Below are 25,118 nucleotides of genomic sequence, written 5' to 3'. Positions count from 1 at the left end.
ATGAGCGCGCTTGAAAGCAACACGGACGCCTGGCCGGATGAAGGCGTCATCATCCCGATCGATGCGGTGGATGTCCGCGTCACCGGCGCGGCGCATCCGTTTCATCAGGAGCAGGTGGAGCGCGCGCAGGAAAACTGGCAACGGGAGATTACCGCCAACCCGCACCTCTTCGACGGGCGGATGGTGTTGCTCAGGGCGCTTCGCATCGCGGACGGCCGGCTGCGGGGCGAGGGGCATGTGGTGCCCTATTCGACCTTTCTCTGGTGGCGGAAGACGCGAGCAAAGAGTGCCTTTCATCTCTTTGCCATGCCGGCGATCCTTTCTTCCGACGGTGCGCTGATCCTCGTGCGCATGGGCGGGCACACGGCCAATCCGGGCCGGGTCTACAGCCCCTCCGGTTCGCTCGAGCCCGAGGATATCGTCGATGGCGGCTGCGACATCGACGGCAATATCCGCCGCGAGGCGATGGAAGAAACCGGCATAGACCTTTCGCTCGCGACGGTGGAGCCCGGCTATCACCTGCTGCATATGGGCCGCGCCGTGACGCTCATCCGCGTCTATCGCTATCCGGAGAAGGCGGCAGCGCTGGTTGCGCGCGTGGCGGAGCACATTGCCGCGGACCCGGAGCCGGAGATTGACGAGGCGATCGCGGTTTTCGGCCCGGATCCCGTGGCGCACAACTATCCACCCTTCATACCGCCGATCCTCGACTGGCTGTTTCGGCGCGAGAAACCGCTCTGATTTCGAATCAACGGGACGTCGCATCTCCTTGTATTTGTGCGTTTTAGCGGGGGTCGCCACGCGGCCGCGCGGCGGCGGATGCGCGCCGGTTACGGCTGGGAGGGTTTTTGGCCGCGTGAGCGGCGAAGCGTGCTGCCGGAGCCGGAGCTAAAGAAAACGTGATCCGCGCCGAGCTGTGTACCGGCGCTTTTAAGCCTTGCCGCCCGCGTCCCGACGCTGCAAAGTTCGCGCATATTCGCAAGGGGACATGAATGGCGCTCAGCTACGCGATCTACGACGTCTTCACCGACAGGCGACTGGAAGGCAATCCGCTGGCCGTGGTCTTCGGTGCCGACTGGCTCGACGATGAAGCGATGCAGGCGATCGCGCAGGAATTCAACCTGTCGGAGACGGTGTTTATCCGCAGGCCCGGCGGTGCGGCGCACACGGCGAAGCTCCGGATCTTCACGCCTGCCCAGGAACTGCCCTTTGCCGGCCATCCGACCGTCGGTGCGGCAATTGCGATCGCCGAGGCCCAGCGTGGCGCGACCGAGGAAGGCTTCGACCTCGTGCAGGTGCTGGAGGAGAAGGTTGGGCCGGTGCGCTGCGCCGTGCGGCTCAAGCCCGGGCAGGCGAGCTTTGCCGAATTCGACCTGCCGCGAAAATCGGTCAGGCTCGACGCACGCTTCGACCGGCAGGCGATCGCCGATGCGCTAAGCCTGAAACTCTCGCAGATCGGTTTCGAGAATCACGTGCCGTCGTTCTGGAGCGCGGGCGCACCCTTCGTCATGGTGCCGGTGCATGATGTGGCGGCGGCTTCGTCGATCGAGTTCGATTCGCTGCGCTGGGAGCAACTGACGCCGATGGCCGAGGGACGGCTGGCCGCGGCTTACGTCTATTGTCGCGGCGGCGTGAACCACACGGCGCGCTTTCACGCCCGCAAGTTCGGCCCTGGTGCCGGCAATCTGGAGGATCCGGCAACCGGCTCGGCCGTTGCCGCCCTTTCCGGCGCGATCCACTATTTCGACCAGTTCGTCGACGGCCATCATCCGGTGCTGGTCGAGCAGGGCGTGGAAATGGGACGGCCGTCCTTCATCCATCTGCATCTCGACATCTCGGGCGGCGAAATCAGCAACGCCCGCATCGGCGGCCATGCGGTGAAGATTGCGGCCGGCGAACTCTACGTCTGAGGCGTCGGCATAAGACTTGGGAAATTCAGCTTAATCAGCGTCTTAAGAGAAGTTTTGGTGGGTGATCACGGGCTCGAACCGTGGACCCGCTGATTAAGAGTCAGCTGCTCTACCAACTGAGCTAATCACCCATCCGTGGCGTCGCTTTAGCGCACGACCTCATCACACTCAAGAGGGTATTTGCATCTCGCAATGATAAACTCACAGCCGTTTCCGCCGGAGCGGTCAGAAACGGCTAGATTCTTGCCTTCAATCATCCCCGTCGTCAGCGCACGTCGATGAAGTTGCCCCTGAGGTCGAAGCGGCAGTTGAAGAAGGTGACGCCGCGGCCGCCATCGTAGTTGCCCTGCACCCAATAGTAGCGGCCGCTTCGGAAGGCCATATTGACGGTGATCCGGTTGGGACGCACGCCGAAGGCGGCAGACGCTTCGCCCTGGCAGAAGCGCGGCATCATTCTTGCGTCGACACGATCCGGCTGCTGCGTGTCGTCGTATTGCGGCGGGCGTTCCGGGCGTGGCCGTGTGTTGCCGCCGGCAGACGTGACACGGCAGACGCCGTTGCCGGCGCCCCGGCGCGTATAGCTGATTGAAGGCGAACCATCGCGGTTGACGCTGATCGAGATCGTGGTTCGTCCCTGGCTCGCCTCGTAATAATCGCTGCTGAACCGCTTCAGACGGGCCTGGCTGCCATTGATGAAGACGGGACCGCCCTGATCGGCGTGGACCTCGATACGGCCGGGGCAGGTGGCGTTGAAGAACGGCACTTCGGCCTTCGCCTCGGTGGCGAAGCCGGCAAGGATACCGACGAGCATTCCTGTGGCGATCGTGCTGCGCATGGGGATACCTCTCCAATCATCGCTCGTTTCGTGTGCCCGCTTCACTGCAGTATGCCGAGCATGCGCCTCGCGTCAAACGGGTCTTTCGTCGCGTTTCCCCTGTGGCCTGTACCCGAAGGGAGGCGCGAGGGGTGGCCGGAACGCGCCCGGTTGATAGCGGGCGAGTTCTCCACAGGGGGTGCTCTAGCCCCACGAGATTTTTCAAAAGATTTTCACAAAGGCGCTGGACAACCAAACCGAACGCCTTTATACGCCCCCTCACGACAGCAGCGGGACACACCGCAGCGGTCGCGGATGGGTGATTAGCTCAGTTGGTAGAGCAGCTGACTCTTAATCAGCGGGTCCACGGTTCGAGCCCGTGATCACCCACCAAAACTTCTCCTAAAGCGCTGATTAGATTACAATTCCTATATTTACGTCGATCGCATGTGTCCGGGCTTCTGGGCAGAAGTCACGGCCCGTTTCCGTTGCAAAATCTACCGTTTCGATGTTGCGACCCCAGTGGGTGGCGCGCATTCCGCTGACCCGTGGGACGGGCGGCGGATGAGGATCGCAAAGACAGGGCTGGGCCAGCATGATCGGTCTTCCGGCGATCAGTCGCCAAGCACGCGCGACGGCCGGGCCGCCGTCGCGCCGTGTCTTGCAGGGCTCGTGAATCACTTGGCCGGAAAATATCGCAGGGTTCCGGCGAGCCGGGGGCCGGTTGAGCCCTTGGTGTCCATCGGATGATTGATGCCGTCGTTGACCGGCAAATCTTCAAAATCAAAGGGGCTCACGCCCTCCAGACAGGCTGCGTTGACGCCGTAGAAATCGGGGTTGGAGCGCGGCTTGTGAAAGGTGTAGATGCCGCATTTCGAGCAAAAGAAGTGTTCTGCTGCATTTGTGTTGAACTGATACTTGGTCAGCGCCTCGCCGCCCGAAAGCACAGTCACGCCGTCTTTGGCCGCCGAGACGGCAACCGCGCCCTTCAGCTGGCAGTATGAGCAGGTGCAGCGGCGGGCCGTATGGAGGCCATTCTTCAGCCGAACATTGAAGCGAACCGTTTTGCAGTGGCAGGCGCCGTTGAGGTCCTGAACGTCGAAATTCATGGAAACATCCGTCTGGTCTGAGCCGAATTGATGTCTGTTCCATAAGGGCTGGATCACCGATCCTCAAGTGCGGGCCACAAGGCGTCGCGGCCGGCGCGACCGACCCTCGGCCGGTTGTGCCGCCGGCACCGTTCGGCGTCGGCCGCCCCTATGTTTTCGAGATCAGCAGGCTCCGTTCAATTGACGGTGCAATTGGGATCGTTTCCGTTGATGACGGTCACGCCCGAACCAGGGGTGGTCGAAAGGCTCACAAAGCCCGCCGCATTGCTGGTGTTGCCGTCATGCAACAGGCGCATCTTCAATCCTGCGTCTGCAGATTGTCCTCTTGCCGACAAAGTAATCCTGTGTAATTTTCCCCAAATCGGAGCTCAAACTAGAGGAGGCATACGATGAATATCAATTTTGTTCAGATGCGCGCCTCTGGTGGAATGGTTCACCCGTCACGACGAGTGTGCCGTAATCCTGTGTATTACTTCGGCGCATAATTGCGTCCTGAGTTCCGCCTTTTCGTATCTTCCATTTTGACTTGATGTGACCGGCTTCCGGAACGTAGTTCCGTGTCCGCGCGCATCCATAATCTAGAGGACCCGACCGCTTTGCGCGGCGGGAAAAATCATGCGCGAATTGCAACTGACCACCGCTGGCGCCTTGCCGGCGATCATGGACGACCTTTTTCGAACGTTCGGCTTCCGCCGCACGGTCGGCGCTTTCCTGCTTGCTGCCTGGAGGCGTCAGCGGACGCTCAACCAGCTCAGCCACCTCTCCGACCGTATGCTGCGCGATATCGGCGCAGAGACGGGAGAGGGCGTGAAGAAGCCGGAGATCGCCGACATCTCGCTCTGGCAGATGCCGGTCGGCTATCCGGTGACGAGACACAACTGAGGCCCGCGTCAAGCGGGCCTCTTTTCCCGCAGCAACCGGTGGCCGATGAACAACGGCTCAGAGGGCAATCGGCTCACTGGGGGACTGGCGCGGCGAGCTTGGCCGCGCAGTCATGCTTGATCATCGCCGCGGCAAGGTTTTCCCGCCCTTTGCCTGTCGCCTTCGCCCTTGCTGCCGCCATCTCCCTGCACCAGCCGGCGTCGAGAACGTCCTCCGGGATGTGCGGTATGCAGGATGAAAGAAAGAGCAGCGAAGAGAGGAAGACGACGCGCATTCGGGGCTCCGTGGGGGCAAGGGCTCATTCATAGCACTGGTTGCGGGAAGGCTGGGTATCGAAAACGTCACTCATGTCCTGATCACAAACCTTCTATTCTGGCGTGTGAACGCCGCCTCCCGTCTGCTACCCGGGCCGGTTTTCCCTGATTATATCGACGAGCGCGCTTGCCCGGTTTGCTCAATTAGCTATGACGGTGACGAGGTCGGGACATCCGGCATTTGAAACCGCGGGTGGAAGTGCAGTAGCGATGACGGACACCAGGAATATTATTGACGCGCGTGCGTGCAGCGACGAGGCCCTGCAGGCGATCGGTTCCGATGTGCTGATTGTTGGGTCGGGGGCTGCGGCCTGCGCCATGGCGACGCGGCTCTTGGCGGAGGGCTTGAAGGTCACGTTGCTTGAAACCGGCGACAACCTCGTCAACTCCGACAGCTCGCCCTTCTTCGAGATCGCCAACCAGGAGCCGTTCGGGCTTTCATTCCAGATCGGCGGCGCGACCAATCTTTGGTCCGGGCGTGTCGCGCCGCTGGAAGATGTCGACCTGACGTCCGGCAACGACTGGCCGCTGGAGCGCGCTGAACTCGATGGATATTACCAGCAGGCGATCGAACTCCTGCAGCTGAAGCCGATCGGCGCCATCGACCAGGTGCCAGCCTATGACGGCGGCTCGGCGCCTTGGCGGGATTTTGTCTCCGACCCGGCCGTCTCGGTCAAGCGGTTCCAGTGGAGCCGTCCGGCCTTCAACGGTCAGGATTATCTGAAGGCGCTTGCGGGCAAGAACCCTGATCTCACCATCGTCTATAATTGCCGCGTGCTGCAGGTGATCCCGACCGCCGCCGGCGATCGCGTCGGTGCGGTGCGGGCGGCGATCGGCGAGGGGCGAACCGTGGAGCTTTCCGCCCCGGAATTCGTGCTTTGCGCGGGGGGGCTCGAAAACCCGCGCATCATGCTGAACAGCCGCCAAGGCGGGTTTTTGGTAAACGACAATATCGGCCGCTTCTTTTCCACCCATCCGAAGGCGAATGTCGGGCGCATTCACCTGTTCAAGACGGTGAAGACGGCAGGGCCGCTGTTCAGCGATCACAAGAGCGGCAGCAGCTCGCTGCGCTTCGGTGTCGGCGTGCGCAAGGGTCAGAAGAGAGAGCAGCTGAACCATTATGTTCAGTTTTCGCCGCGCTTTGAATCAATCGGGCTCAAGCTCCTCGAACATGCGCAGCACGTGGTGGCTGCCGGCGAGGGCGGCGATCGCCCGCAATCGACCTTGCGTCGTCGCCTGACCTCGGCTCTGGCGGTTGTCGGCCAGGTCGCCTTCAACGTCATCGGCAAGATGGGGTTGCTCGGGCCGGGCGGCTCGATCCTCGTGGTGCGCGGCTTCTTCGACCAACATCCCAATGCCGAGCACAGGGTCGAGTTGAGCGAGGCGCGCGATCCCCATGGGCTGCCGAAGGGCGTCGTGCGCTGGTCGCTGACAGAAGATGACCAGGCGTCGATCCGCGAATTTCTGGACGAGCTTTCCGGGCTGCTGCTGCGCCACAATATCGGCAAGCTGATCTCGACGCTGCCGCCGGCAGGCAAGCCCTGGGACATCACCGGCATCCATTCCCATTTCATGGGCACGACGCGTATGGGCCGCTCGGCCGACATGTCCGTCATCGATCGCGATGGCCGGGTGCACGGGGTCGACAACCTCTACGCGGCAGGCGCGTCGGTCTTCACCTCCTACGGCTACGCCAATCCAGTACTGACAGTCATGGCGCTTGCAATGCTTACCGCCGATAAGATATGCCAGCGCCACAAAACAAAGGCGGGTAATCCATGACGGAAATGACTTCCCCGGAACTTAGCGGCAAGGAACAGCGGGCGAAACGCACGCGCTGGCAAAAGCTCTCGCGAAAGAACTACTTCGGGGGCAAGCTTTCGACGAAGAACCTGGTCCGGCTATGCCAGGAAAATGCTTCGAACAAGCGCACGATCATCGTTCACACCGAAGACGTTGACTATACTGAGTTTTTCCCGAACTCGTTCCTGGTCTCGAAGTCCGATCGCAAGAAGGCCGATCTCGTCGTCGACACGCATTACCATCTCGATGCCATCGAGAGCGAAAGCTACGACATCGTGCTCTGCACCGGCCTGCTCGAACATGTTCCCGATCCGCAGCGGCTGATCGACGACATGCGCCGCATCCTGAAGCCGAACGGCAAGCTGATCATCTCCGCCTCGGCGGTGTTCTCCTTCCACGAGGGGCCCGAGAACTATTTCCACTTCACGCCCTTCTCCTTCAAGATGCTGTTCAAGGACTGGAGCGAGATCGAGGACCTGCGTGGCTCGAGCATGCCGTTCGAAACGATCGGCATTCTGATGCAGCGCATTCTGCTGCAGTGCGACGTGTTTCCGCTGGCGCGCCCGTTCATCGAACTCATGGCGCGCTCGGCCCGGTTCTTCGACGTCTTCATTACCCAGCAGTACGATACGACGTGGAAATACACCGACGATCACAAGATCGATTCGATGATGCCTTCCAATATCCAGGCCGTGGTGAGGAAATAGCGCGGGCCCGCCCGCGGCTTGGGCGACGTCCGTCGCCGCTTCGCCTTTAAAATTCCGATGAAGGATCACCCACGGGCGACGCCCGTGGGTGATTGCGTTTTTGGCGCCGGGTGCTCGCGGGCGTTTACGGGGTCGTCGCGGGCTGCGTCGTGGCCGGCTGCGTGGTTGTTGCTGGCGGCGTCGCCGACTGGTCTGTCGTTGCGGGCTGCTGGGTCGTTGCTGGCTGCTCGGTCGTTGCCGGCTGTGTCGTCGTCGTTGTCGGCGCTGTCTCGGTTGCCTGCTGGTTCGCCCCCGGTTTCAGGAACATCACAGCAAGTACAATGAGCACGACCACAACCACGATACCGATGATGGTGTTTCGATTCATCAAGGCTTCTCCTCAGGTTAAGTGCCTTGAAGCTGTAAATGGAGCGGTTGGTCGAATTATCAACGGGCCGGTTCGCGGGTCGGTTGAAAAACACATGCCAAACGTGGCGTGGGGCGGCTGTGACCGCCCCGACGTGTGCGGCTGTCCCTGAAGTGTAAACATGAGCCGGGTGGTTTTCCCCATCGACAGCCGGCTAAGCGAAAGCGCGAACCGACAAACCCGCCTTAGCGGGTGCCTTCGTCGGGAGCCTTCGGGACCGCGGTAATGAAGCCGAGCCGCAGCAATTGCTTCGATCCGTCGAACTTCATCGAAGACTCGGAAAAGAGCTGCAGGGCGCCAGTGCTGGAGAGTGCATCCGTCATCTTGGCGTAGGCCGCCGAGCCGTCGAAATATTGCCCATCGGCCACCGCGTCGTTGATGACCTTCTGGTAGTCGGCAAAGAACTTGAAGTGCAGCAGCGTGCCAAGAATAGACGAGAAATTGCGCTGATAGGGGAGCGGCTGGTGGATGCTAGGGCCGAAGCGACAGTCTTCGTCCCAATAGATCAGCGGGTACTTGATCATTTCCAGGTCCGAGTCGAACTCGCGGTGGCGAGCGCCGCCCTTGATGGTGATCGCCCGCTTCGTCGTCGTCAGCGTGTAGCCGCGGCTGTCGAAATGATCGGCGACTTCCCAGGGGGCACTGGTCTGCAACTGGTCGATGTCGGCGGCCCCGAGATCGACCGGATACATGTCCAGCATCGGTGCCGGGAGGCGCGAGATCTTCAGGCCCTCGAGCGCGTGGATGACCGACCAGAGCGTGCGGTTTTCGCAATCGTCATAGATCAGGAATTCGTCGGAATCGACGTTCACGTACCAGCGTTCGCCACCATACAGTGCGAACAGCGACTCTCTCCAGGCGCGTCCGCGCCGCGCATCCTTGTAGCGGACCGAGGATGCCCACAGGTCGACATCCGGCTGACAGAGCAGATATTCGCGGGTGCCGTCGGTCGAGGCATCGTCGACGCAGATGAAGCGGGTGATCCCGAGTGACCGGTAATGGGCGAGGAAGCCCGGCATGAGCTTGGCGTCGTTGCGGGTCAGGAAGATCAGCGGCAGGTCATCGGGATAGAGCGACGTCTGCCCTTGGGGGCTGACGCAGCGCAGATCGACCGCGTGGTTCATCCTGCGCTCGCGCCGCTCGACCTTGGTCGTCTCGTACCAGGTCGCGATGCGATCAAACAAGCTTCGATCCGTGATCGACTCGGCATCGGATCGATTCTTGAAGGGATACGCGATATCCGTCATGCTCATTCCGACATTTGTCATAAACAATATGAACCCGGACTAAATCAAAAGCACAGGCGTGGCAATCCATACGATCGCACGGATATGGGGAGCGAAAATCGCTGTGTCGAGTGGCTCGCACACGTGGAGTGCGCCCGGCTGCTACAGTTTCTGCGGGTATCCTTCAATCGCAAAAGGCGGCATTCAAGCGGGTCGGCACTGGTGCGCAGCCTGACGTCAAAGCGTTTTCTGCGAAACTTTTTGGCCGCTATCCTGTTTCTCCTTCATCCACGTTCGCGCTGATGCGCCAAGAAGTGGAGGAGGCAGACATGACAAGCGTGATGAGCAAGCTATTGATGGCGGCCCTGGTGGCCGCGGGATCGGTCACTGCAATGCCGGCCGTCTCGCCGGCGCAATCACTCGACCTCTATATCGGCCGGGACCGGGATTATTACGGCGACGACTTCCGTCGCGAGCGGCGCTATGACGACGAAGATTACGTTCGCCCGCGCGGCTGCAGCACCGGTCAGGCGTTGCGCCGGGCCTATCGCGCCGGGCTGCGCGATCCAGAAATTGCCGCCATGAGCCGCAACCGGATCGTCGTTGAAGGCGAAACCCGGCGCGGCCAATATGCCCGGATCTATCTGGCGAACCGCAGCGGCTGTCCGCGCATCGGATAACGGCTGGGCGGTCGCATGACGATCGCGATCGTTCTCTCACATAGGCCGGCGTCGGCAATCGTTCGGCGTCGGCGGTCGGGTAACGTCGAAGTTTTGCGGGTTTCCTTGCGGCCGGGCACGGTGATAGACCTCGCCGCATGACCGCACTTTCCGATTTCAACGCCACCCCGCTCGCCGAGCGCGCCTGCGGCACCTGCACGCTCTGCTGCCGCCTGCCGGATATCGATGCGCTGGAGAAGCCGGCCAATGCCTGGTGTCGGCATTGCACGGGTGCGGGATGCCGGATCTATGAGGACCGGCCGCAGCTTTGCCGTGACTTTCTCTGTCTCTGGCGTACGGACGAGAAGTTGGGCGAGGCGTGGGATCCGGCGCGTTCGCATATGATGATCTATCGTCAGGGACCGCAGGTCACGGTTCTCGTCGATCCGGATCATCCGGACGCCTGGAAGCGCGCACCCTATGCAGCGGTGCTGCAGGGCTGGGCGCGTGAGGGTGAGGGCGGACAATATGTCATCGTCTTCGTCGGCGACGCAGTGTTCAAGGTTGATTGAGACCGGTTGGTAACGACCCGGCAGGCCCCTAGAAAGAAAGAGCCCCGCACGAGGGCGGGGCAAGCAGGCACCCAAAATGGCTCGGGGTGCGGGGAAGCGCAGTCCAGAAAGAACGTACTGCGCGGTACGGAAGCTAACGTGCATCCGCCGGAGCGGGAAAGGCCGGATTCGCTGATTCTGGTACGGTTGCCAAAATAAAGTGGCCCGCGCACGGGCGGGCAGGCGCGCCCCTGTGGTCGCTTCACGGGTCGGTTTTCAAGGCTATCGATTGACTTTGCCGGTCGGAGCTTCATTTCCGATTGGGGAAAAGACGGAGACGATCATGTCAAAGGCGATGCTGACGTTCCTGTGCCTGGCGGTGCTTGTGCTTTCGGCTTGCGCCAACACGGCGCGCGGCTTTCGGCAGGACGGTGTCGAAACCGGCCATGCGCTGGACGATGCGACCCATCGCGTGCTGAAATCGACATCGAAGTGACGCGATACGAGGTGCCCCGGGCTGCAGCGGCCTACCTACCGCGATGGGGCGGTGCTGGCGCGCGCGGGACTTTCAGCGCTGCTGAAGATCACCACGGCAAATAGCAGCACGCCGAGGAAGGCGACGATCGACGCGGCGGCAACGATGGGCTCGATCTCGGGCCTGCCTGTCGTCATCAGATAGAGCGAGGGCACGAGCACCGCGACGCCTGACGTGTAGACATAATACTGGATCAGCGCGAGCCGCCGCTCGGCCTTGGCCGGGTTGAGCGCGTAATAGATGCCGAAGATCGCCATCGTCACCCAGCCGAGCAGGTTCGTATGGGCATGGGCCGGCGTTGCTGCATGGTCCTGGCTGATCGCCATGTGCAGGCCCATGCAGAGGCCGATGATCAGAAAGATGATTGCGGTCTTGAAATAGAGTTGCGCAAGCCTTGGCATGGACTGTCTCCTCCGCGATGCCTTTGCTGTCTATTAGCATGTTCGCAAATTTGCCAATATTGGGCGTGTGGGGGCGTCCGGGCAGGCGAAGGTCAGGCGGGCCGGGCGGTGGTGGCGGCGAGCGTGGCGCGTTTGCGCGTCGCCATGCCGTCGAAGGTGGTGAGCCCCTGGCGCTGCAGGTAAGCCGAAATCGCCGCCTCGATGCCGCGATCGTTGCCGCCTTCGGTTTCCCAGAAGGCTTCGATGGCTGCAAAGAGGGCGGATCTGTCGAGCGTGACGGTCATCGCAGGCTGGTTCCGAACTGCTGGCGGTGGTTGAGGGTGCCGTGGGCGGTTTGGCCGAAAGGCGCGCACTGCGCGCTGAAATCGGCGCACCAGCGTTCCCATGCCTGCGACGTTCGCACGAAAGCGGGCAGTCTGTGTTCCTGCTCGGGGCTCTGCTCGAAACCGTTCAGCCAGGCATCGGCGACGGTCTCGGTAACATCTTCGCCGTGAAGCGCGTCGAGATCGAAGCGGATTAGCCGCTCCACATGCTCGCCGTCATGCACATCGAGCCAGTCGGCTGCGGTTCGGTAGGTGGTGCCCGTCGTGTCGGTCTCGTTGCAGAAGGTGCCGGCACCGAGCGTCATCATGGCGAGAATGATTTCTCGGCGCTTTAGAAAGGGTGCTGCGCTCATCGCCGTTGCGGCGTCCACGGAGATCGCATCCGACATCGTTCACCTCGTCTGTTCGAGGTGCGCACTGGAACACCCTTCGCGGGTTCCCTGTCGGCCCCTCCGGCTGTGTTTCTGATGTAGATATAGGAAAAATCCTATCTGCCAGTCAATAGGAAAAACACTGCCGGCAGGAATTGCCTTGTTCAAGTTGTCGATGACGCCCTGTTTGTTCTTGTTTTGTTCGCGTGATTGCGCCACTGTGGGGCCGCCATTCCAGGTGGCGGAAAAGGAGCATGGGATGATCACCTACTTCGTCGTTCAGAGCTTCACACTGGGGAGCCGCGGCGCATTTCTCGCCGACGATCCGGTGCAGGCGACCGGACCCGAGCATGCCCAGCGGCTGGCCGAAAGGCTCGCGGCGACCAAGGTGGGGGTGATTGCCTTCAGCCGCTCGGGCGACCTGGCGACCGGTGAGTTCGAGGATGCCAGGGTGCTCTTTACGATCGGCGACCTGCCCACGGAGATCGAGGAGGCGATGGCGGCGTGACGGCTGTCGCCGGGCAGGGGTGGCCCGTAACGGTCACATCCGTGAGCGGTCGAGAAGGCGCTCACCGCTTGGGCGCCACTCAATGTTCATTGGTTACGAGCCGGGTGCGCCGTGGTAATGTCGTCGCGCAACGTTGGGAGGCGTGAAATGATGTCCGTCGACAGTCGTGCAAGCGGCGAGCCGTCTACCGGTCAATATTGGTCTTCGCCCATTCCGGTTGACGAGGCCGAGTTGAGCCCCGTTCTCCTGCGACAGATCAATTTTTGCGACGACAGGCGCGGATTTCGGGCCTATGTCGTGCAGGTGTTTGCCGATCCTGCCGGGCCTCCGGAGGCCATGTTCGAGCTTGCGTACAATCGCAGGAGCAAGCGCGCCTGCGCCATTTTCGAGGCGGTTCGGGCGGCTGACCTTGGTGGTTCCGGTGATAGGGTCGTCGCTGCGGCCGATCCGATCTGGGTGGTCGCAACCAGCCCTCGGACAGCGGTTGACGCTGCTTTTCAGGCCTTGGTCGATCGGTGTTCCGACTAAGGCAACTCGCTTATTTGTGCTGTTTGCGGCGGCGATGGGCGAGAAATCAAAGACTTAAAGCGCGACGAGCGGGCTGAAAAATTGCGGCGTACCTAAGCGGCGGCTGCTCGGCGATCCCGACCGGATTGCCGCTCAATCTCTTTAAAATCCTGTGATTGTTTGTGGTGCTCGCCCCGCTTACCGCGCGCTGTATTTGCCGACGACACGGTGGCAGAAGGACCATTCGACCCGGCTTTCGGTGAACTCCAGGAAGGGGTTGTATTGCCTCAGCGTCCATTCGCGGTCGTTGAACGAGACGAGCCGCTTGATGATTGCCTCGGCATCGTTGGCGGGGGGAACGTGGTAGAGCACCACGTCCTTGTCGCGCGTAGGTGGCAGGTGCGGGTGGACGAGCGCCATGTCGCCCGGCTCATAGGCCGGGATCATCGAGCTGCCGGTGAGGTAGATACCGTAGGCGCCCTTGACGCCCTCGAGCACGGACGGGCGCTTGACATATTCGACCGCATCGAAGGTGACGATCACATGGCCGTCGCCGCCTTGCGCGGCCGCAAAGATCGGCAGGTCGCGATGGCCGACGAGCTGCTCGCCGGGCACGATCTGCGGCGCAAAACCCGGCGCGCGTCTGGGCGCGGCTTCGCCGGCGGCGGCAGCCCCCTGGATCAGCTCGACGATCGCGCGGGCGTCGCGCTCGCGCAGTTCCCGCGGCGTCTCCCGCTCCACGAACTGCTGGATATAGGCATGGTTCTTCCCGATCGCGATCGACAGATCCTTGTAGGTCGTCTTCTTCGCGTCGACTGCTTCCCGGATGAGGTGGCGCAATTCGTCCATGGCACTGGCATCCCAGATTCCGTTTCCGTCGTCCAATAGGATTTTTCCTCTTGATGGCAATAAGAAATCCTACTATGAATAGGATGTCAACGGAAATGAGCGGCAGAAACCGCTGCAGCAACCGTCACGGCGCCCAGTGGGCCAGCAAGCGGACTGGATGCGGATGATCGATCCGTCTCAGCCGATGCCGACCAGGGGGCGCATTCAGCATCGATCGCCGCATCTTGTGCGGTGGTCCAGGCGAGAGGCCGTCGTTTCCTCCCCGGCGACCTCTCGCTTTTCCAATCGATGCCGGCGCGCCGGCGCATGGTTGCCACGCGGGCCGATGACGGTCCGTGGTCGGTGACGTGCGCCACGTCGGTGGAGAGCAGCCGGCGCGCAGCCAGTGCGTGCCGGCGGCGCCAAGGTCACGGGTTTCGGCCGTTGCAGTGCCTCCTTCGGCGGAGGCGTGGCCCCCCTGACACCGGGAGGGGACGGCGAAGGCGACCGGCTGCTTGCCTGACGGTGGGCGGCGAGGCGACTGGCCGGTGACGGGAAGAACAATCGGAAGCGGGCGCGCGGCAGGCGCGACGAATGGCCGTGCCAATGGGCACGGCCAAAGGGGAAGGCATGGGAAGCTGCATGGCTGACAATGATTTGACAGGGAAGGCGCCGGGAGGGCGCGGGGTTTTGCCGACGCGCGAAACTCCGGGGCGGCTGGCGACCGGGGACGTCGGTTCCAAGGCCGGGCTTCGTCGTCCAAGCCGGGTGGCGGGCGTCTTCTCCCGCCAGGTGGTGCGTTCTCCTTTCCCCCGGCCGGCGAGGGCTTGAGCGCATGCGCATTACCGCAATCGTCGAAGCCCTGGTTCAATCGGGCGCGTCGCCCGAGATAATCCTTTCTGCCGTGCGCGCTGCCGAGGCGGGGCACGTATCCGAGATCGAGCGCCGCCGGGCGGGCGACCGCGAAAGGCAGCAGCGCCGTCGGGCCCGCGTGACGTCACGCGATGTCACGGTGACGGCCGACGGTGCCCTCTCTGATAAAGAAAGCTCCCCCACACCCCCTAAAGAAACTAACTCTCCCGACCCGAATCCGGGTGGGGACGCCGACCGGCCGGTTCCGGCTGCAGCCGTTCCGGATGCGGCAGGCTCGCGGCGCAACGGGAGCGGCCGGGCGATGCGGCTGCCTGAAGATTTCGAGCCCGACTGGGACTTTGCCGCCGGCCTCGGCTTCGGCCGGGCCGAGGCCGGCGTCGAGTTCGACAAGTTCCGCGACTACTGGCGCGCCAAATCCGGACGCGATGCGACCAAGCTCGACTGGGCCGCCACCTGGCGAAACTGGATGCGCAATGCCGGCGGCCGCGGGTTGCGCGGTGGCGGACAGGCCCGTCGCGGCCATCACCCCCAAGCGCCGCCACACGAGACCGCCTTTGCCCGCCATCAGCGGGAATGCAGGCAGACAATCGAAAACCAACTGAACGGAAACGAGAACAATGACCTATTCAGAGATGATGATTTCGCCGGCGGAGGCCCGGCTTTCGACCTTGGGCCGGGAGATTACCGCGCTCACTGAGCGGCTGGCTTGCGTCAACGAGGCGGCGGTGCTGCGCAGCCTCGATGCGATGCAGACGGCCGGCATGACCATGCCCCCGACGATCGAGCCGAGGAAGATCATTGCGGTCTACCACTACGCGCTTTCGGGCGTGCCGGCCTCGGGGCTTTCGGCGGCGACGCAGAAACTGATCCGCGGCGACTATGCCGCCAATCCCAACGTGCTTCTCGGCACGATACCCAAGCCGCCGGTGCTGGCAGCGCTCGCCAAGGCGGAGGCGCTGGGTCTCAGGGCGGATCTTGCCCGCAAACGCGAGATGGTTGCGGCGCTGACGCCGCGCGATCGGCGATCGCCGGCAAGCCGCAGCCGGGTGCGGGCGATGGTCGAAAGCTTCCGTCAGGCGCATGCGGCAGCGAAGGCCGGGCGGGATGCAGTTTCCTCCGACGGGCGGGCGCAAGGCGCGAACGTCCCGACCGAAAGCGCAGCTGATAGGCAGCCGGATGATACGGCCCCGCAAAATCCGGCGGCGCGGAATGCGTTTCGCGACTGGCTCGTGTCCGGCGTCGAGCGTGCAAATCTCAATCCAGCCGTTTCGAGGGAGGCTTTCCATGCGGTCTGAAGGCACTGAATTGACGACAGGACAGGCACCGGGCCGCGCAGCGGAAGGGTCGGCGGAAAGGATGCTCTCGGGGGACGAAGCGGGGAGCGCGGCTGCAAAACCGGCGACGCTCGACGATCTCGTCGGCATCGTCGCCGTTCAGGTGCGGGCGCAGGCGAGCCGGATCCAGGAGTTGGAACTGGCGCTCGCCGATGCCGAGGCGCGCATCCTCTCGCAGGCGCGGCTGATCTGCGGTGCCACGGCCGCGGCAAACAGCGATCTGTTCAACCGCCGGCCGGTGCGGGCGATCATCGAGGAGGTGCTTGGCGCCTATCCTGGGATCAGCTTCGAGGACATCATCGGGGTTGGCCGCGAGCGACGGCTGGTCGAGCCGCGGCACCGCTGCATGACCGCTGTTTACGACGAGCGTCCGGATCTATCGCTGCCGGCGCTCGGGCGGATCTTTCGGCGCGACCACACCTCGGTGCTGCACGCCGTCAACAAGCGCGAGCCCGGCAATGCGCGGCGGCGCGGACGGACCCAGCAGCCGGGCCGCTTGCCCGCGAATGCCGGTGCCGACGGGATCGGCGCGCCGGCATTTTGATTTTCCGACGAATTTCAGTCCCGCCCGCGGCCGCAGACACATGCAGCGGGCGAGGGCACATGCAGATTGCAAAAGGAGAAGAGACCATGAAATCCAAGGCAGAGCGCATCCGCATCAAGCGCGCCAGCCGGGCGGGCAGGCCGCGCAAGGCCAATGTGGCGCGCTATCCGGGCGGGCAGATCAAGCATGGCGAAAGCGAGCGCGAGGTCTGCTCCGTGGCGCTGGACGCGCGCCGGCGCATGCATTTTTCCGGCCGACGCGACGCCGATGTTGCCAGCCCCTTTGCCGGCTACACGCTCGGTCGCATGTTCCTCGACGGCAAGCTGACGGCGCATGAGCGCGAGGCGGGCGACGAATACAGCCGGCAGATGGCGCGTTACTACAGCCTCACCGGCATTCCTTTCCCGAGCGTGCGGGCCCAATCGCTGTTCGACGTGAAGGGTTTTGCCGGCGAGACGAGCGCCGAGCGCGCCCGCGGCGCCCGCCAGGCGGCGAACCGGATGATGGAGCTGGAAGGCGTGCTCTTGAAACTGCCGGACGGGCCGCAGGTGAAGACCACTGTCTTCAACGTCTGCATCATGGACTACGAGATGCTACGCACCATGCCGGAACCGCAGCTCGCCTGGCTGAAGCGCGGGCTGATGGAGCTGCACTGGCAGCTGGGGCTTTCGCGGGAGAAGGAAGGGGCGTGAAAGCGAGCGGCGCGGATCGGCCGCTGCCAGTGGCGCGGTTTCAAGCCGGCTCGCGCTTCGCCGCGCCGCTTGCCGCGATGGCGGGTTCGAATGCCTTCGCGTCAGCGCGGCTGCGCACCGCGACGAGCGTCGCATGTTCGGCTGAACACGCGACGCTCGAACCGGCCTGAGGGGCGGGCGGACGCGACCGGAGCCGTGTGGATGGGGCGCGCGGCGGTCTCTCAGGCACGGTAACGATTATCCGCGGAAGGCTCTTCCCTCGGTCGTGGCGGCCACCTCCGGTTCGTAGGAAAACATCATGCAGGTGAGCGCTGAACGTTTCGCCGCTCGCAATTGCCGTGTCGCTTTAGACTTTTGACCACGAATGTACTGGCACTGGTGTAAGAGCGATGATGAGGAAGGTCGGTGCGATTTCGCCCCGGGCTTTTTCGTTGACCGCATGCCAGACTTTCGGGTCATTGATGCGGCCGATTGCTTCGTCAGCGGTCGCCAGCCGACTGCGCCCGGGTATCCAGGCCACGAAGGGTCTGCCTCATCTTGGCCTTGAATAGACCTCAATTGACGCGCACCCTGATTAAATCGATTTAAGCCTGCTTGGCTTCTCGCGGCGTCAGAACCTCGACCCGCCATTTCCCCCTTAGATCGCCGCGTCGTAGCGCTGCCGCACGCAGCGGTATCAAACGAGATCGCGTGCCGGCGACTGCCGGTATCGGGAGGAGATGTCATGTTCGACCGAACGATTCACCGGACAATCCATTTCGACCGACCGTTCAGATTGCCGGGCGTCGATGAGACGATCGTCGCCGGCGCCTACGAAATCGATGACGACGAGGTGCCGATCGAAGGGCTTTCCTGGCTCGCCTACCGCCGTGTTGCCACCTTCATCAAGTTGCCCGCGACAGTCGAGAACCACTACCGAATGCGGTTGATACAAATCGAACCCGACGAGTTGGCGCGTTTGGTCGCGCTCAGCGGCGCCGAGATATCAGATGCGCCCGGACAGTGAGGATAAAACCATGTCCCAACATCGCTATCCCGTCGGGCTGTCCGTTCGCCTGCGAGACCGTCATAACCTCTCACCGAGAACCGCCGAAACCTATCGCATCACCGCAAAGATGCCGCTACGCGACAACGCCCCTCAATATCGAATTCGCAACGATGAACTCGGACAGGAGCGGGTCAGCGCTGAAAGCAATCTGGAACCGATCGACTGGGGAATGACCCGCAGCCACTGAGGAATGCCATGCGCTATGTCGAAACATTGAAGCGACTATTCCGGGTTAAACCTGAAATCCGTCACGTTGGTCTTGTGCTGACAGTCGCAAAGCCGGCCAGTCAAAAGGCACGCGAAAGGCCGCAGGAACGTCATGACAGCTCCGGCATATTGAAGCGCAGCCGGGATACGCAGGAGCGCCACCGGCTTTTGTAGAGCAACTGATCTGCGTCAAGACAAGGAGATAGACGCCGATGAAACCGCTCCATCGCACACATCAGATTGGCCTTACGCTTTGGCTGCGAAACGGTGGGGCAACCGGCAACACGGGCGAACTCGATCAATATGGCAGGCGTGTGGAACGTGACGGGTCCTGGACGGGAGCGCGGTTGTATATCGGCTCCTGGACTATGGCCGGCCTCGACCAGCAATTTGGCCTCCGCTGTGCTTCTCAACGCACCACAGCGGGCCTGAAGAAGACGAGGTAAACGCCCGTGTCTGACGCGAATGGAAATGTCTTGATGAGCGTCGCGGAAATCGAGCTGCTGCGGTGTGTGTTCGAGGCGACCTGCGCGGAGCACCAGATACCGCGGGAGGGAAGCTGCGCCGAACATCTTGCCCGGTTTCTTATGTTCGAGTTCAATTTGTCTACCTCAACCGAAAGCTCTCTCCTGGCAGCCGTCGATGAGGTCTATCTCCGACGCGCTCCGCCCCACGAGGAAAGCTAAGCAACGCGCAGCCGGCCGAATAACATCGCCTATCCTACCCTACGAGGCTCCTCGCAACCTTCCGTTCGCGCAGGATGCGAGCGTCGAGTTCCTTCAGCCGGTGCGTGAGGGCGGGATCGCCGGGCAGGAGGGCGAGAGCCTTCGCCAGCATATTGCGTGCGGTGACGAGATCGCCGTCGCGGATGTGGCGATTGGCGCGGTGATAAAGGAAGTTGACCCGCTCCGTTGGCGCAAAACGGTCGCCGAAGCGGGCGTCGAGCGCGTCGGACCAGGCGGGATGCCGGGCCATGGCGGCGACGGCGACCTGATAGGGACGCATGGGCGCATCGACCCGGGCGGCGCGGGCAAGACCCCGTAGGCGCGAAACGTCATGGGTTCTGCAGGCGGCGATCAGCGAAAGGGCACGCTCGGTGCCGGTAAAGACACGGACGGTGCCGTGGCCGGTCATGTGAACGCGCACGAGATGCGTTTCGGCCTGAAGTGCTGCGATGCGCTCGGCGTGGCGGCGATCTATCGCGTGGAAGGGATCATAAAAAATGAAGGCGCGGCCGGCGGCCTGATCGGCCGAAATGCCCATATTGGCGTGCAGATCGGGCGAAAAATGCCGGAGGAAGCGATTGTCGTAGGGGACGGATTTCGGGTCGATCGAGACCTGCGGGCAAAAGGCGATGGCCGTGGTGGCATTGAAGCGCCGGCGATAGCGAAGCGCCGCATAACCACCCTGCGAATGGCCGTACAGAATGCGCTCGGGAGCTGCATTCAGAATGGGTGCTGCGGCTTCGACCGCCTTGACCACGCTTGCCGCCGGAAACCAGTTGGGCCGCCTACTGATGAAGCCGAGGGCTGAGATGTCGGCCTTCTCGCAAAAGCGCTGGCCCCAGTAGCGGCTGCCGTTTGCCTGGATCTCCATCTCGTTGAAGGTCACCAGCAGATAGGGGGATGAACCCGGTCGATGGATGACTTCAAGATTTTCGTCCGAGTAGATCAGCACGGTTACTCCAAAACAATTTCAATTCTTGCAGCAATATTATTTGAAAGTTCGAGAATGATTTGCGGTCACCTCGGATTTCTTCAGTATTGCGTATTTGTATCAGATTTCCAGTGCCTGGATCTTTCTGCAAGGCAAATCCAATAATGAGGTCGCGGCTCAAGGGAGGCTCGTTTCCGGTCGATTTCGGCCCGATGCGGTCACTGCGCCACCGGTTGAGCGCCCACGTTTATGGCGTTCGTTACAGTTACGTACTTGATTGCCCGCGCGAAAGGAGCAGCATGCCCGCGCAGACGGCAACGGCCTTTCGCAATCGGTCGTGAGTTGCCGTTTTGGCAGCCGAAATTTGTTTGAAAATTCAGGCATGGCTTTGCGCGTCGAACCTCAATGGAGACGTGCTTCTTCCCAGATCAGTTTTTCGCGCGATGGCTCATCGCAGGAAGGAACCTGACAATGATAAAGGCATCTGATCATTCAACTTCGTCCCGCTGCGTGTCGAGGACTTTTCCGATGAAACTTCTGGCGTCGTGCGTGGCAGGGCTGAGCATTGTCGCTGGCCTGTCAACCCCGGCGCGTGCGCAGCAAGCAACACCAAAACCCAACATCCTTCTGATCGTTTCCGATGACACCGGCTACGGAGACCTCGGCCCCTATGGCGGCGGTGAAGGACGAGGCATGCCGACACCCAACATCGACAAGCTGGCCGAACAGGGCATGCTGTTTTATGATTTCTATGCCCAGCCGAGTTGCACGCCGGGTCGCGCCGCCATGATCACCGGGCGTATTCCCAACCGCAGCGGCATGACGACGGTTGCATTCCAGGGGGAAGGCGGCGGTCTTCCGGCGGCCGAATGGACGCTCGCCTCCGTCTTGAAGCTCGGCGGGTACCAGACCTATTTCACCGGCAAATGGCATTTGGGCGAGGCGGACTATGCCTTGCCGAACGCCCATGGCTTCGACGTCATGAAGTATTGCGGCCTTTACCACCTCAACGCCTACACCTACGCCGACCCGACCTGGTTCCCGGATATGGACCCCAAGCTCAGGGCCATGTTCCAGAAGGTCACCAAGGGCGCGCTCTCCGGTAAGGCCGGCGAAACGGCGGTCGAGGACTTCAAGATCAACGGCCAGTATATCGACACGCCCACGGTCAATGGCGCGGCAGGGGTCGTCGGCATCCCCTATTTCGACAGCTACGTCGAAAAGGCGGCCATCGAGTTTCTCGACGACGCGGCGAAATCCGACAAGCCGTTCTTCATCGACGTCAACTTCATGAAGGTGCACCAGCCGAACATGCCGGCGCCCGAGTTCGAGCATAAATCGCTGTCGAAGTCGAAATATGCCGACAGCATCGTGGAGCTGGACACCCGCATCGGCCGCATCATGGACAAGCTGCGCGAGACCGGCCTCGACAAGAATACGCTGGTCTTCTACACGACGGACAATGGCGCCTGGCAGGATGTCTATCCCGACGCCGGCTATACGCCGTTTCGTGGCACCAAGGGCACGGTGCGCGAGGGTGGCAACCGCGTTCCCGCCATCGCCGTCTGGCCGGGCAAGATCAAGGCCGGCTCCAAGAACCATGACATCGTCGGCGGCCTCGACCTGATGGCGACATTTGCTTCGGTTGCCGGTGTCGCTCTGCCGGACAAGGACCGCGAGGGCCAGCCGATCATCTTCGACAGCTTCGACATGTCGCCGGTCCTGCTTGGAACCGGCAAGTCGGAACGGAACTCATGGTTCTATTTCACCGAGAACGAACTGTCTCCCGGCGCTGCCCGCGTCGGCAATTACAAGGCGGTGTTCAACCTGCGTGGCGACAATGGACAGGCGACCGGCGGCCTTGCCGTCGACAGCAATCAGGGCTGGAAGGGTCCGAACAAATATGTGGCGACGGTGCCGCAGATCTTCGACCTCTGGCAGGACCCGCAGGAGCGCTACGACATCTTCATGAACAACTACACCGAGCGCACCTGGACGATGGTGACCATCAGCGACTCCATCAAGCAATTGATGATGACCTACGTCAAATATCCACCGCGCAAGCTTCAAAGCGGGACCTATACCGGTCCGATCGAAATCTCGAAGTATCAGCAGTTCCAGTGGCTGCGCGATGAGCTCGGCAAGGAAGGCTTCAGTCTGCCGATGCCGACCGGCAACTGAACCGGAAAATGAGAAGCGGCGCTGTCTGATCACGGCAGCGCCGCTCGACCGTCGGGCTTTCGAGGCGCCGGTCAGATCCGCTCGAGGAAGGCAAGTACCCGTTTCATCGCCAGCGCAGTTGCCGCCGCGTCATAGGAGGGCAGCGAGCTGTCGGCGAAGTAGTGCTGGTCGCCCGGATAGAGGAACAGTTCGGCGTCCTCTGCCTTCTCGACGATCTCGCGGGCGGCGTCGATATCGCCTTCGCCGACGAAGATCGGGTCGTTGTCCATGCCGTGGATTTGAACGGGTACGCCTGCCGGCCAGGGGCCGAAGGACCACTGGCCACTGATCGGGATGCAGGAGTAAAAGAGCAGGGCGCCGCGGGCGCCGGGGCGGGTCTGGGCGAGTTTCTGAGCCGGCAGGACACCGAAGGAGAAGCCGGCATAGACGAGGTTTTCGGGGAGGGCATCGGCGAGGCGCACGCCGCGCTCGCGCATCTCTTCAAAGCCGACCGCCTCGATATGGGCAACGCCCTCCTCGATGCTCGCAAATGTACGTCCTTCGAAGAGATCGGGCAGGTGGACGACGTGCCCGGCCGCGCGCAGGTCGTCGGCAAAAGCGTGCACGCCGGGTGTCAGCCCCTGGGCATGGTGGAATACGAGGACTTCGGCCATCGGCAGCTTCTCCTTCAAACCAGTGTTCGCGCATCAATTGTATTTCGTTCGGCGGAATTCAAGCGGCAAGGCTGCCCTTAAGGAAAATATTCCTCCCGCGCTGATGCCGCGTCTCTCGACCTTTTCTTGCCATCTTCGCTCGCTTGGTTGCGCACGATGCACCACGATTCTGGAGGGAAAAGGATCATGACAGGTAAGTTGCGCATTGCCGTGCTGTTCGGTGGCCGGTCGGCGGAGCATGAGGTTTCGCTGATGTCGGCGCGCAACGCCGTCGCGGCGCTCGATCGGACGCGCTACGAGATCGTGCCGATCGGGATCGCCAGGGATGGCCGCTGGATGCTGGTCGATCTCGAAGACGGGGAACTGCCGAAGGCGATCCCCGTGTCGGGAACGCAGGTGGCGCTGATCCCCGGCGGACGGGGGCGGGCGGTCACCATCGCGGCCGACGGCCGCCAAGGGTTGCTGCCGGCGATCGACCTGATCTTTCCGGTTCTGCATGGTCCCTTCGGCGAAGACGGGACGGTGCAAGGCTATGCGGAAACTGCCGATGTCGCCTATGTCGGCTGCGGTGTCGCGGCTTCGGCGGTCGCCATGGACAAGGCGCTCGCCAAGCGCCTGCTGGTCGCCGAAGGCATTGCCGTTGCGCGGGCGATCGGCCTTCATGCGGGCGACGCCTATTCAAGCGAGACCATCCTCGAAAGCCTGGGACTGCCGGTTTTCGTCAAGCCGGCGCGGCAGGGATCTTCCGTCGGCGTCAGCCGCGTCGACAGTCTGGACGCGCTTCAGGCGGCGCTTAACGAGGCGTTCCGGCACGACGACAAGGTGCTGATCGAGGAGTTCGTCCAGGCCCGCGAGATCGAGTGCTCGGTGCTGGAGGATGCGAAGGGACAGCTCACCGTCTCGCGACCGGGCGAAATCATTCCGGCTGCGAGCCACGGCTTCTACAGCTACGACGCCAAATATGTCGATGCCGGCGGCGCAGTCGTCGAGGCGCCCGCCAAACTCTCCGAGGAGGTGATCGCAGAGGCCAAGGACATGGCCGCGCGGGCATTCCGGGCGCTTGACTGCGCGGGGATGGCGCGGGTGGACTTCTTCCTGCGCGCCGATGGAAGCCTCATGATCAACGAAATCAACACCATTCCCGGCTTCACCAATATCAGCATGTATGCCAAGGCGCTGGCAGCCGACGGCATCGCCTACGGCCAGGTGGTGGAGACGCTGATCGCCCATGCGCTGAAGCTGCGCGGCAAGGCGGGCGCGCGCACCTGAGGGGATGACAGGGGCAACCCGGGTATGGCAGGCCATCGCCGGGGATGGCGGGCTTGCCGGGCGGCAGTGTCACCCTGGAGTATTGCGATGCTACCTATGAGTTGCGGTCCATATTAGGATTGTCGCATTCATTGTGGGTTCACGTCGCCCCGGCCAAAACTCGCACCTGTTACAAACGGACAGGTGATGAAATGAAGAAGATTGGCATCGTCGTGCTTGCGGCGATAACGGCTCTTTCGGGCATCACGCCGGCAAACGCCCTGCCGGCTGTTGCCATCGAGCGGGTGCAGAAGAGCGACGTTCAACTGGTGCAGCACCGGGAATGGAACGGCGGTCACCATCGCCGGCGTCCGCCGGGCTGGCACGGCGGCTATCGCCCGCGCCCCGGCTGGGATGGCGGTTACCGCCCGCGGCCAGGCTGGCATGGCGGCTATCGTCCGCGTCCGGGTTGGGACGGCGGCTACCGCTATGGCTACTATAACGGCCACCGCGGCTATCGCTACGAGCGCTACGGCTATCGCCGCCACAATGACGGCTGGTGGTATCCGCTGGCGGCCTTCGGCACCGGAGTCATCATCGGTGGCGCGATCGCCGCTCCGCCAGCGCGTCGCTACGAGACCGGCGTCAACCCGCGCCATGCCGACTGGTGCTATGCGCGCTATCGCTCCTACCGCGCCTGGGACAACTCGTTCCAACCCTATGGTGGCCCGCGCCAGCAGTGCTATTCGCCCTACTTCTGAGGCGAGCGTGTTTTAAGGAGGCCGCCGGTCGCTGACCGGCGGGCCTCTTTTTTGTTTTCTGGCATTC

General features: G+C 62.5%; 32 protein-coding genes and 2 tRNA genes. 22 read left to right on the top strand and 12 right to left on the bottom strand.

The window, feature by feature from the left end:
* Together FA04_RS09455 and FA04_RS09450 are read left to right on the top strand one after the other, a co-directional pair.
* Positions 1 to 741, top strand: coding sequence for an NUDIX hydrolase (locus FA04_RS09455; RefSeq protein ID WP_034793376.1), 741 nt, complete (start codon positions 1 to 3; stop codon positions 739 to 741).
* A 251-nt stretch (positions 742 to 992) separates the two neighbouring features.
* Positions 993 to 1,910 (top strand): PhzF family phenazine biosynthesis protein, encoded by a 918-nt coding sequence (locus FA04_RS09450; RefSeq protein WP_034793378.1) that lies wholly within the window; start codon positions 993 to 995, stop codon positions 1,908 to 1,910.
* A 55-nt stretch (positions 1,911 to 1,965) separates the two neighbouring features.
* Here the strand turns inward: FA04_RS09450 and FA04_RS09445 are convergent.
* Together FA04_RS09445 and FA04_RS35785 are read right to left on the bottom strand one after the other, a co-directional pair.
* Positions 1,966 to 2,041, bottom strand: a tRNA-Lys gene (locus tag FA04_RS09445).
* A 134-nt stretch (positions 2,042 to 2,175) separates the two neighbouring features.
* Positions 2,176 to 2,745, bottom strand: coding sequence for a hypothetical protein (locus tag FA04_RS35785; RefSeq protein ID WP_063979481.1), 570 nt, complete (start codon positions 2,743 to 2,745; stop codon positions 2,176 to 2,178).
* Between the two features lie 296 nt (positions 2,746 to 3,041).
* Between FA04_RS35785 and FA04_RS09435 the strand changes: the two genes are divergently transcribed.
* Positions 3,042 to 3,117, top strand: a tRNA-Lys gene (locus tag FA04_RS09435).
* A 284-nt stretch (positions 3,118 to 3,401) separates the two neighbouring features.
* Here the strand turns inward: FA04_RS09435 and FA04_RS09430 are convergent.
* Positions 3,402 to 3,833, bottom strand: a complete 432-nt coding sequence (locus tag FA04_RS09430) for a GFA family protein (RefSeq protein ID WP_034793388.1) — start codon at positions 3,831 to 3,833, stop codon at positions 3,402 to 3,404.
* A gap of 615 nt (positions 3,834 to 4,448) precedes the next feature.
* Between FA04_RS09430 and FA04_RS09425 the strand changes: the two genes are divergently transcribed.
* On the top strand, positions 4,449 to 4,715 hold the full coding sequence (locus FA04_RS09425) for a DUF1127 domain-containing protein (protein ID WP_034793390.1): 267 nt from the start codon (positions 4,449 to 4,451) through the stop codon (positions 4,713 to 4,715).
* A gap of 73 nt (positions 4,716 to 4,788) precedes the next feature.
* Here the strand turns inward: FA04_RS09425 and FA04_RS09420 are convergent, their stop codons facing one another.
* On the bottom strand, positions 4,789 to 4,989 hold the full coding sequence (locus FA04_RS09420; protein WP_034793392.1) for a hypothetical protein: 201 nt from the start codon (positions 4,987 to 4,989) through the stop codon (positions 4,789 to 4,791).
* 250 nt (positions 4,990 to 5,239) lie between these two features.
* Between FA04_RS09420 and FA04_RS09415 the strand changes: the two genes are divergently transcribed.
* Positions 5,240 to 6,811: a GMC oxidoreductase gene (locus tag FA04_RS09415; RefSeq protein WP_034793394.1), complete on the top strand. Its 1,572-nt coding sequence runs from the start codon at positions 5,240 to 5,242 to the stop codon at positions 6,809 to 6,811.
* A complete protein-coding gene (locus FA04_RS09410) occupies positions 6,808 to 7,539 on the top strand; it encodes a class I SAM-dependent methyltransferase (RefSeq protein ID WP_051659275.1) in 732 nt (243 codons plus the stop codon). The genes FA04_RS09415 and FA04_RS09410 overlap by 4 nt, the downstream gene beginning before the upstream one ends.
* Positions 7,540 to 7,663: 124 nt before the next feature.
* Here FA04_RS09410 and FA04_RS09405 read toward each other — a convergent pair whose 3' ends face one another.
* Together FA04_RS09405 and FA04_RS09400 are read right to left on the bottom strand one after the other, a co-directional pair.
* The gene (locus tag FA04_RS09405) at positions 7,664 to 7,906 is read right to left on the bottom strand and encodes a hypothetical protein (protein WP_034793396.1); all 243 of its coding nucleotides are present in this window, start codon (positions 7,904 to 7,906) and stop codon (positions 7,664 to 7,666) included.
* Between the two features lie 224 nt (positions 7,907 to 8,130).
* Positions 8,131 to 9,117, bottom strand: coding sequence for a glycosyltransferase family 2 protein (locus FA04_RS09400; protein ID WP_034793796.1), 987 nt, complete (start codon positions 9,115 to 9,117; stop codon positions 8,131 to 8,133).
* 203 nt (positions 9,118 to 9,320) lie between these two features.
* Between FA04_RS09400 and FA04_RS09395 the strand changes: the two genes are divergently transcribed.
* The 3 genes from FA04_RS09395 to FA04_RS09385 all read left to right on the top strand — a co-directional run bounded on the left by FA04_RS09395 (position 9,321) and on the right by FA04_RS09385 (position 10,877).
* Entirely contained in the window at positions 9,321 to 9,851 is a 531-nt protein-coding gene (locus FA04_RS09395) for a hypothetical protein (RefSeq protein WP_234798745.1), read from the top strand.
* Between the two features lie 137 nt (positions 9,852 to 9,988).
* A complete protein-coding gene (locus tag FA04_RS09390; RefSeq protein WP_034793398.1) occupies positions 9,989 to 10,402 on the top strand; it encodes a hypothetical protein in 414 nt (137 codons plus the stop codon).
* A 322-nt stretch (positions 10,403 to 10,724) separates the two neighbouring features.
* Positions 10,725 to 10,877 carry a hypothetical protein gene (locus tag FA04_RS09385; protein WP_034793400.1) on the top strand — a complete coding sequence of 51 codons (153 nt, stop codon included), beginning with the start codon at positions 10,725 to 10,727 and terminating at the stop codon, positions 10,875 to 10,877.
* A gap of 35 nt (positions 10,878 to 10,912) precedes the next feature.
* Here FA04_RS09385 and FA04_RS09380 read toward each other — a convergent pair whose 3' ends face one another.
* From FA04_RS09380 to FA04_RS09370, 3 genes are all read right to left on the bottom strand, one after another.
* Positions 10,913 to 11,317 carry a heme-copper oxidase family protein gene (locus tag FA04_RS09380; protein ID WP_034793402.1) on the bottom strand — a complete coding sequence of 135 codons (405 nt, stop codon included), beginning with the start codon at positions 11,315 to 11,317 and terminating at the stop codon, positions 10,913 to 10,915.
* A gap of 92 nt (positions 11,318 to 11,409) precedes the next feature.
* Positions 11,410 to 11,601: a hypothetical protein gene (locus FA04_RS09375; RefSeq protein ID WP_034793412.1), complete on the bottom strand. Its 192-nt coding sequence runs from the start codon at positions 11,599 to 11,601 to the stop codon at positions 11,410 to 11,412.
* The gene (locus FA04_RS09370; protein WP_034793413.1) at positions 11,598 to 12,029 is read right to left on the bottom strand and encodes a hypothetical protein; all 432 of its coding nucleotides are present in this window, start codon (positions 12,027 to 12,029) and stop codon (positions 11,598 to 11,600) included. Before FA04_RS09370 ends, FA04_RS09375 begins: the two co-directional genes overlap by 4 nt.
* A gap of 241 nt (positions 12,030 to 12,270) precedes the next feature.
* On the opposite strand from FA04_RS09370, the gene FA04_RS09365 reads away from it, so the two are divergent.
* Positions 12,271 to 12,519, top strand: a complete 249-nt coding sequence (locus FA04_RS09365; protein WP_034793442.1) for a hypothetical protein — start codon at positions 12,271 to 12,273, stop codon at positions 12,517 to 12,519.
* A gap of 705 nt (positions 12,520 to 13,224) precedes the next feature.
* Here the strand turns inward: FA04_RS09365 and FA04_RS09355 are convergent.
* The gene (locus FA04_RS09355; RefSeq protein ID WP_082566246.1) at positions 13,225 to 13,875 is read right to left on the bottom strand and encodes a S24 family peptidase; all 651 of its coding nucleotides are present in this window, start codon (positions 13,873 to 13,875) and stop codon (positions 13,225 to 13,227) included.
* An 814-nt stretch (positions 13,876 to 14,689) separates the two neighbouring features.
* On the opposite strand from FA04_RS09355, the gene FA04_RS35100 reads away from it, so the two are divergent.
* The 9 genes from FA04_RS35100 to FA04_RS09315 all read left to right on the top strand — a co-directional run bounded on the left by FA04_RS35100 (position 14,690) and on the right by FA04_RS09315 (position 19,238).
* On the top strand, positions 14,690 to 15,424 hold the full coding sequence (locus tag FA04_RS35100; RefSeq protein WP_060643539.1) for a hypothetical protein: 735 nt from the start codon (positions 14,690 to 14,692) through the stop codon (positions 15,422 to 15,424).
* Complete coding sequence (locus tag FA04_RS35585) at positions 15,345 to 16,022, top strand: hypothetical protein (RefSeq protein WP_159415454.1); 678 nt, start codon at positions 15,345 to 15,347, stop codon at positions 16,020 to 16,022. Before FA04_RS35100 ends, FA04_RS35585 begins: the two co-directional genes overlap by 80 nt.
* Entirely contained in the window at positions 16,012 to 16,605 is a 594-nt protein-coding gene (locus tag FA04_RS09340) for a helix-turn-helix domain-containing protein (protein ID WP_060643541.1), read from the top strand. Before FA04_RS35585 ends, FA04_RS09340 begins: the two co-directional genes overlap by 11 nt.
* An 86-nt stretch (positions 16,606 to 16,691) precedes the next feature.
* The gene (locus tag FA04_RS09335; protein WP_034793449.1) at positions 16,692 to 17,297 is read left to right on the top strand and encodes a hypothetical protein; all 606 of its coding nucleotides are present in this window, start codon (positions 16,692 to 16,694) and stop codon (positions 17,295 to 17,297) included.
* Positions 17,294 to 17,467: a hypothetical protein gene (locus FA04_RS35095; RefSeq protein WP_156552970.1), complete on the top strand. Its 174-nt coding sequence runs from the start codon at positions 17,294 to 17,296 to the stop codon at positions 17,465 to 17,467. The genes FA04_RS09335 and FA04_RS35095 overlap by 4 nt, the downstream gene beginning before the upstream one ends.
* Positions 17,468 to 18,021: 554 nt before the next feature.
* Complete coding sequence (locus FA04_RS09330; RefSeq protein ID WP_034793452.1) at positions 18,022 to 18,303, top strand: hypothetical protein; 282 nt, start codon at positions 18,022 to 18,024, stop codon at positions 18,301 to 18,303.
* 10 nt (positions 18,304 to 18,313) lie between these two features.
* Complete coding sequence (locus FA04_RS09325) at positions 18,314 to 18,532, top strand: hypothetical protein (RefSeq protein ID WP_034793455.1); 219 nt, start codon at positions 18,314 to 18,316, stop codon at positions 18,530 to 18,532.
* An 8-nt stretch (positions 18,533 to 18,540) separates the two neighbouring features.
* Positions 18,541 to 18,726 carry a hypothetical protein gene (locus tag FA04_RS35090; RefSeq protein ID WP_127889113.1) on the top strand — a complete coding sequence of 62 codons (186 nt, stop codon included), beginning with the start codon at positions 18,541 to 18,543 and terminating at the stop codon, positions 18,724 to 18,726.
* A 305-nt stretch (positions 18,727 to 19,031) separates the two neighbouring features.
* Positions 19,032 to 19,238, top strand: coding sequence for a hypothetical protein (locus FA04_RS09315; protein WP_034793461.1), 207 nt, complete (start codon positions 19,032 to 19,034; stop codon positions 19,236 to 19,238).
* A gap of 34 nt (positions 19,239 to 19,272) precedes the next feature.
* Here FA04_RS09315 and FA04_RS09310 read toward each other — a convergent pair whose 3' ends face one another.
* Positions 19,273 to 20,229 (bottom strand): hypothetical protein, encoded by a 957-nt coding sequence (locus FA04_RS09310; RefSeq protein WP_034793464.1) that lies wholly within the window; start codon positions 20,227 to 20,229, stop codon positions 19,273 to 19,275.
* A 507-nt stretch (positions 20,230 to 20,736) separates the two neighbouring features.
* Here FA04_RS09310 and FA04_RS09305 point away from each other — a divergent pair.
* Positions 20,737 to 22,389 (top strand): arylsulfatase, encoded by a 1,653-nt coding sequence (locus FA04_RS09305; protein ID WP_051659281.1) that lies wholly within the window; start codon positions 20,737 to 20,739, stop codon positions 22,387 to 22,389.
* Between the two features lie 71 nt (positions 22,390 to 22,460).
* Here FA04_RS09305 and FA04_RS09300 read toward each other — a convergent pair whose 3' ends face one another.
* A complete protein-coding gene (locus FA04_RS09300; protein WP_034793467.1) occupies positions 22,461 to 23,042 on the bottom strand; it encodes a dienelactone hydrolase family protein in 582 nt (193 codons plus the stop codon).
* Positions 23,043 to 23,228: 186 nt separating this feature from the next.
* Between FA04_RS09300 and FA04_RS09295 the strand changes: the two genes are divergently transcribed.
* Together FA04_RS09295 and FA04_RS09290 are read left to right on the top strand one after the other, a co-directional pair.
* Positions 23,229 to 24,311, top strand: coding sequence for a D-alanine--D-alanine ligase family protein (locus FA04_RS09295; protein ID WP_034793469.1), 1,083 nt, complete (start codon positions 23,229 to 23,231; stop codon positions 24,309 to 24,311).
* Positions 24,312 to 24,502: 191 nt separating this feature from the next.
* A complete protein-coding gene (locus tag FA04_RS09290; protein WP_034793472.1) occupies positions 24,503 to 25,051 on the top strand; it encodes a BA14K family protein in 549 nt (182 codons plus the stop codon).
* The last annotated feature ends 67 nt before the right edge of the window (positions 25,052 to 25,118 follow it).

Source organism: Ensifer adhaerens, from assembly GCF_000697965.2.
In the GTDB taxonomy this organism is placed as follows: Bacteria; Pseudomonadota; Alphaproteobacteria; order Rhizobiales; family Rhizobiaceae; genus Ensifer; species Ensifer adhaerens.
This window is presented reverse-complemented; position numbering and strand designations above follow the sequence as displayed.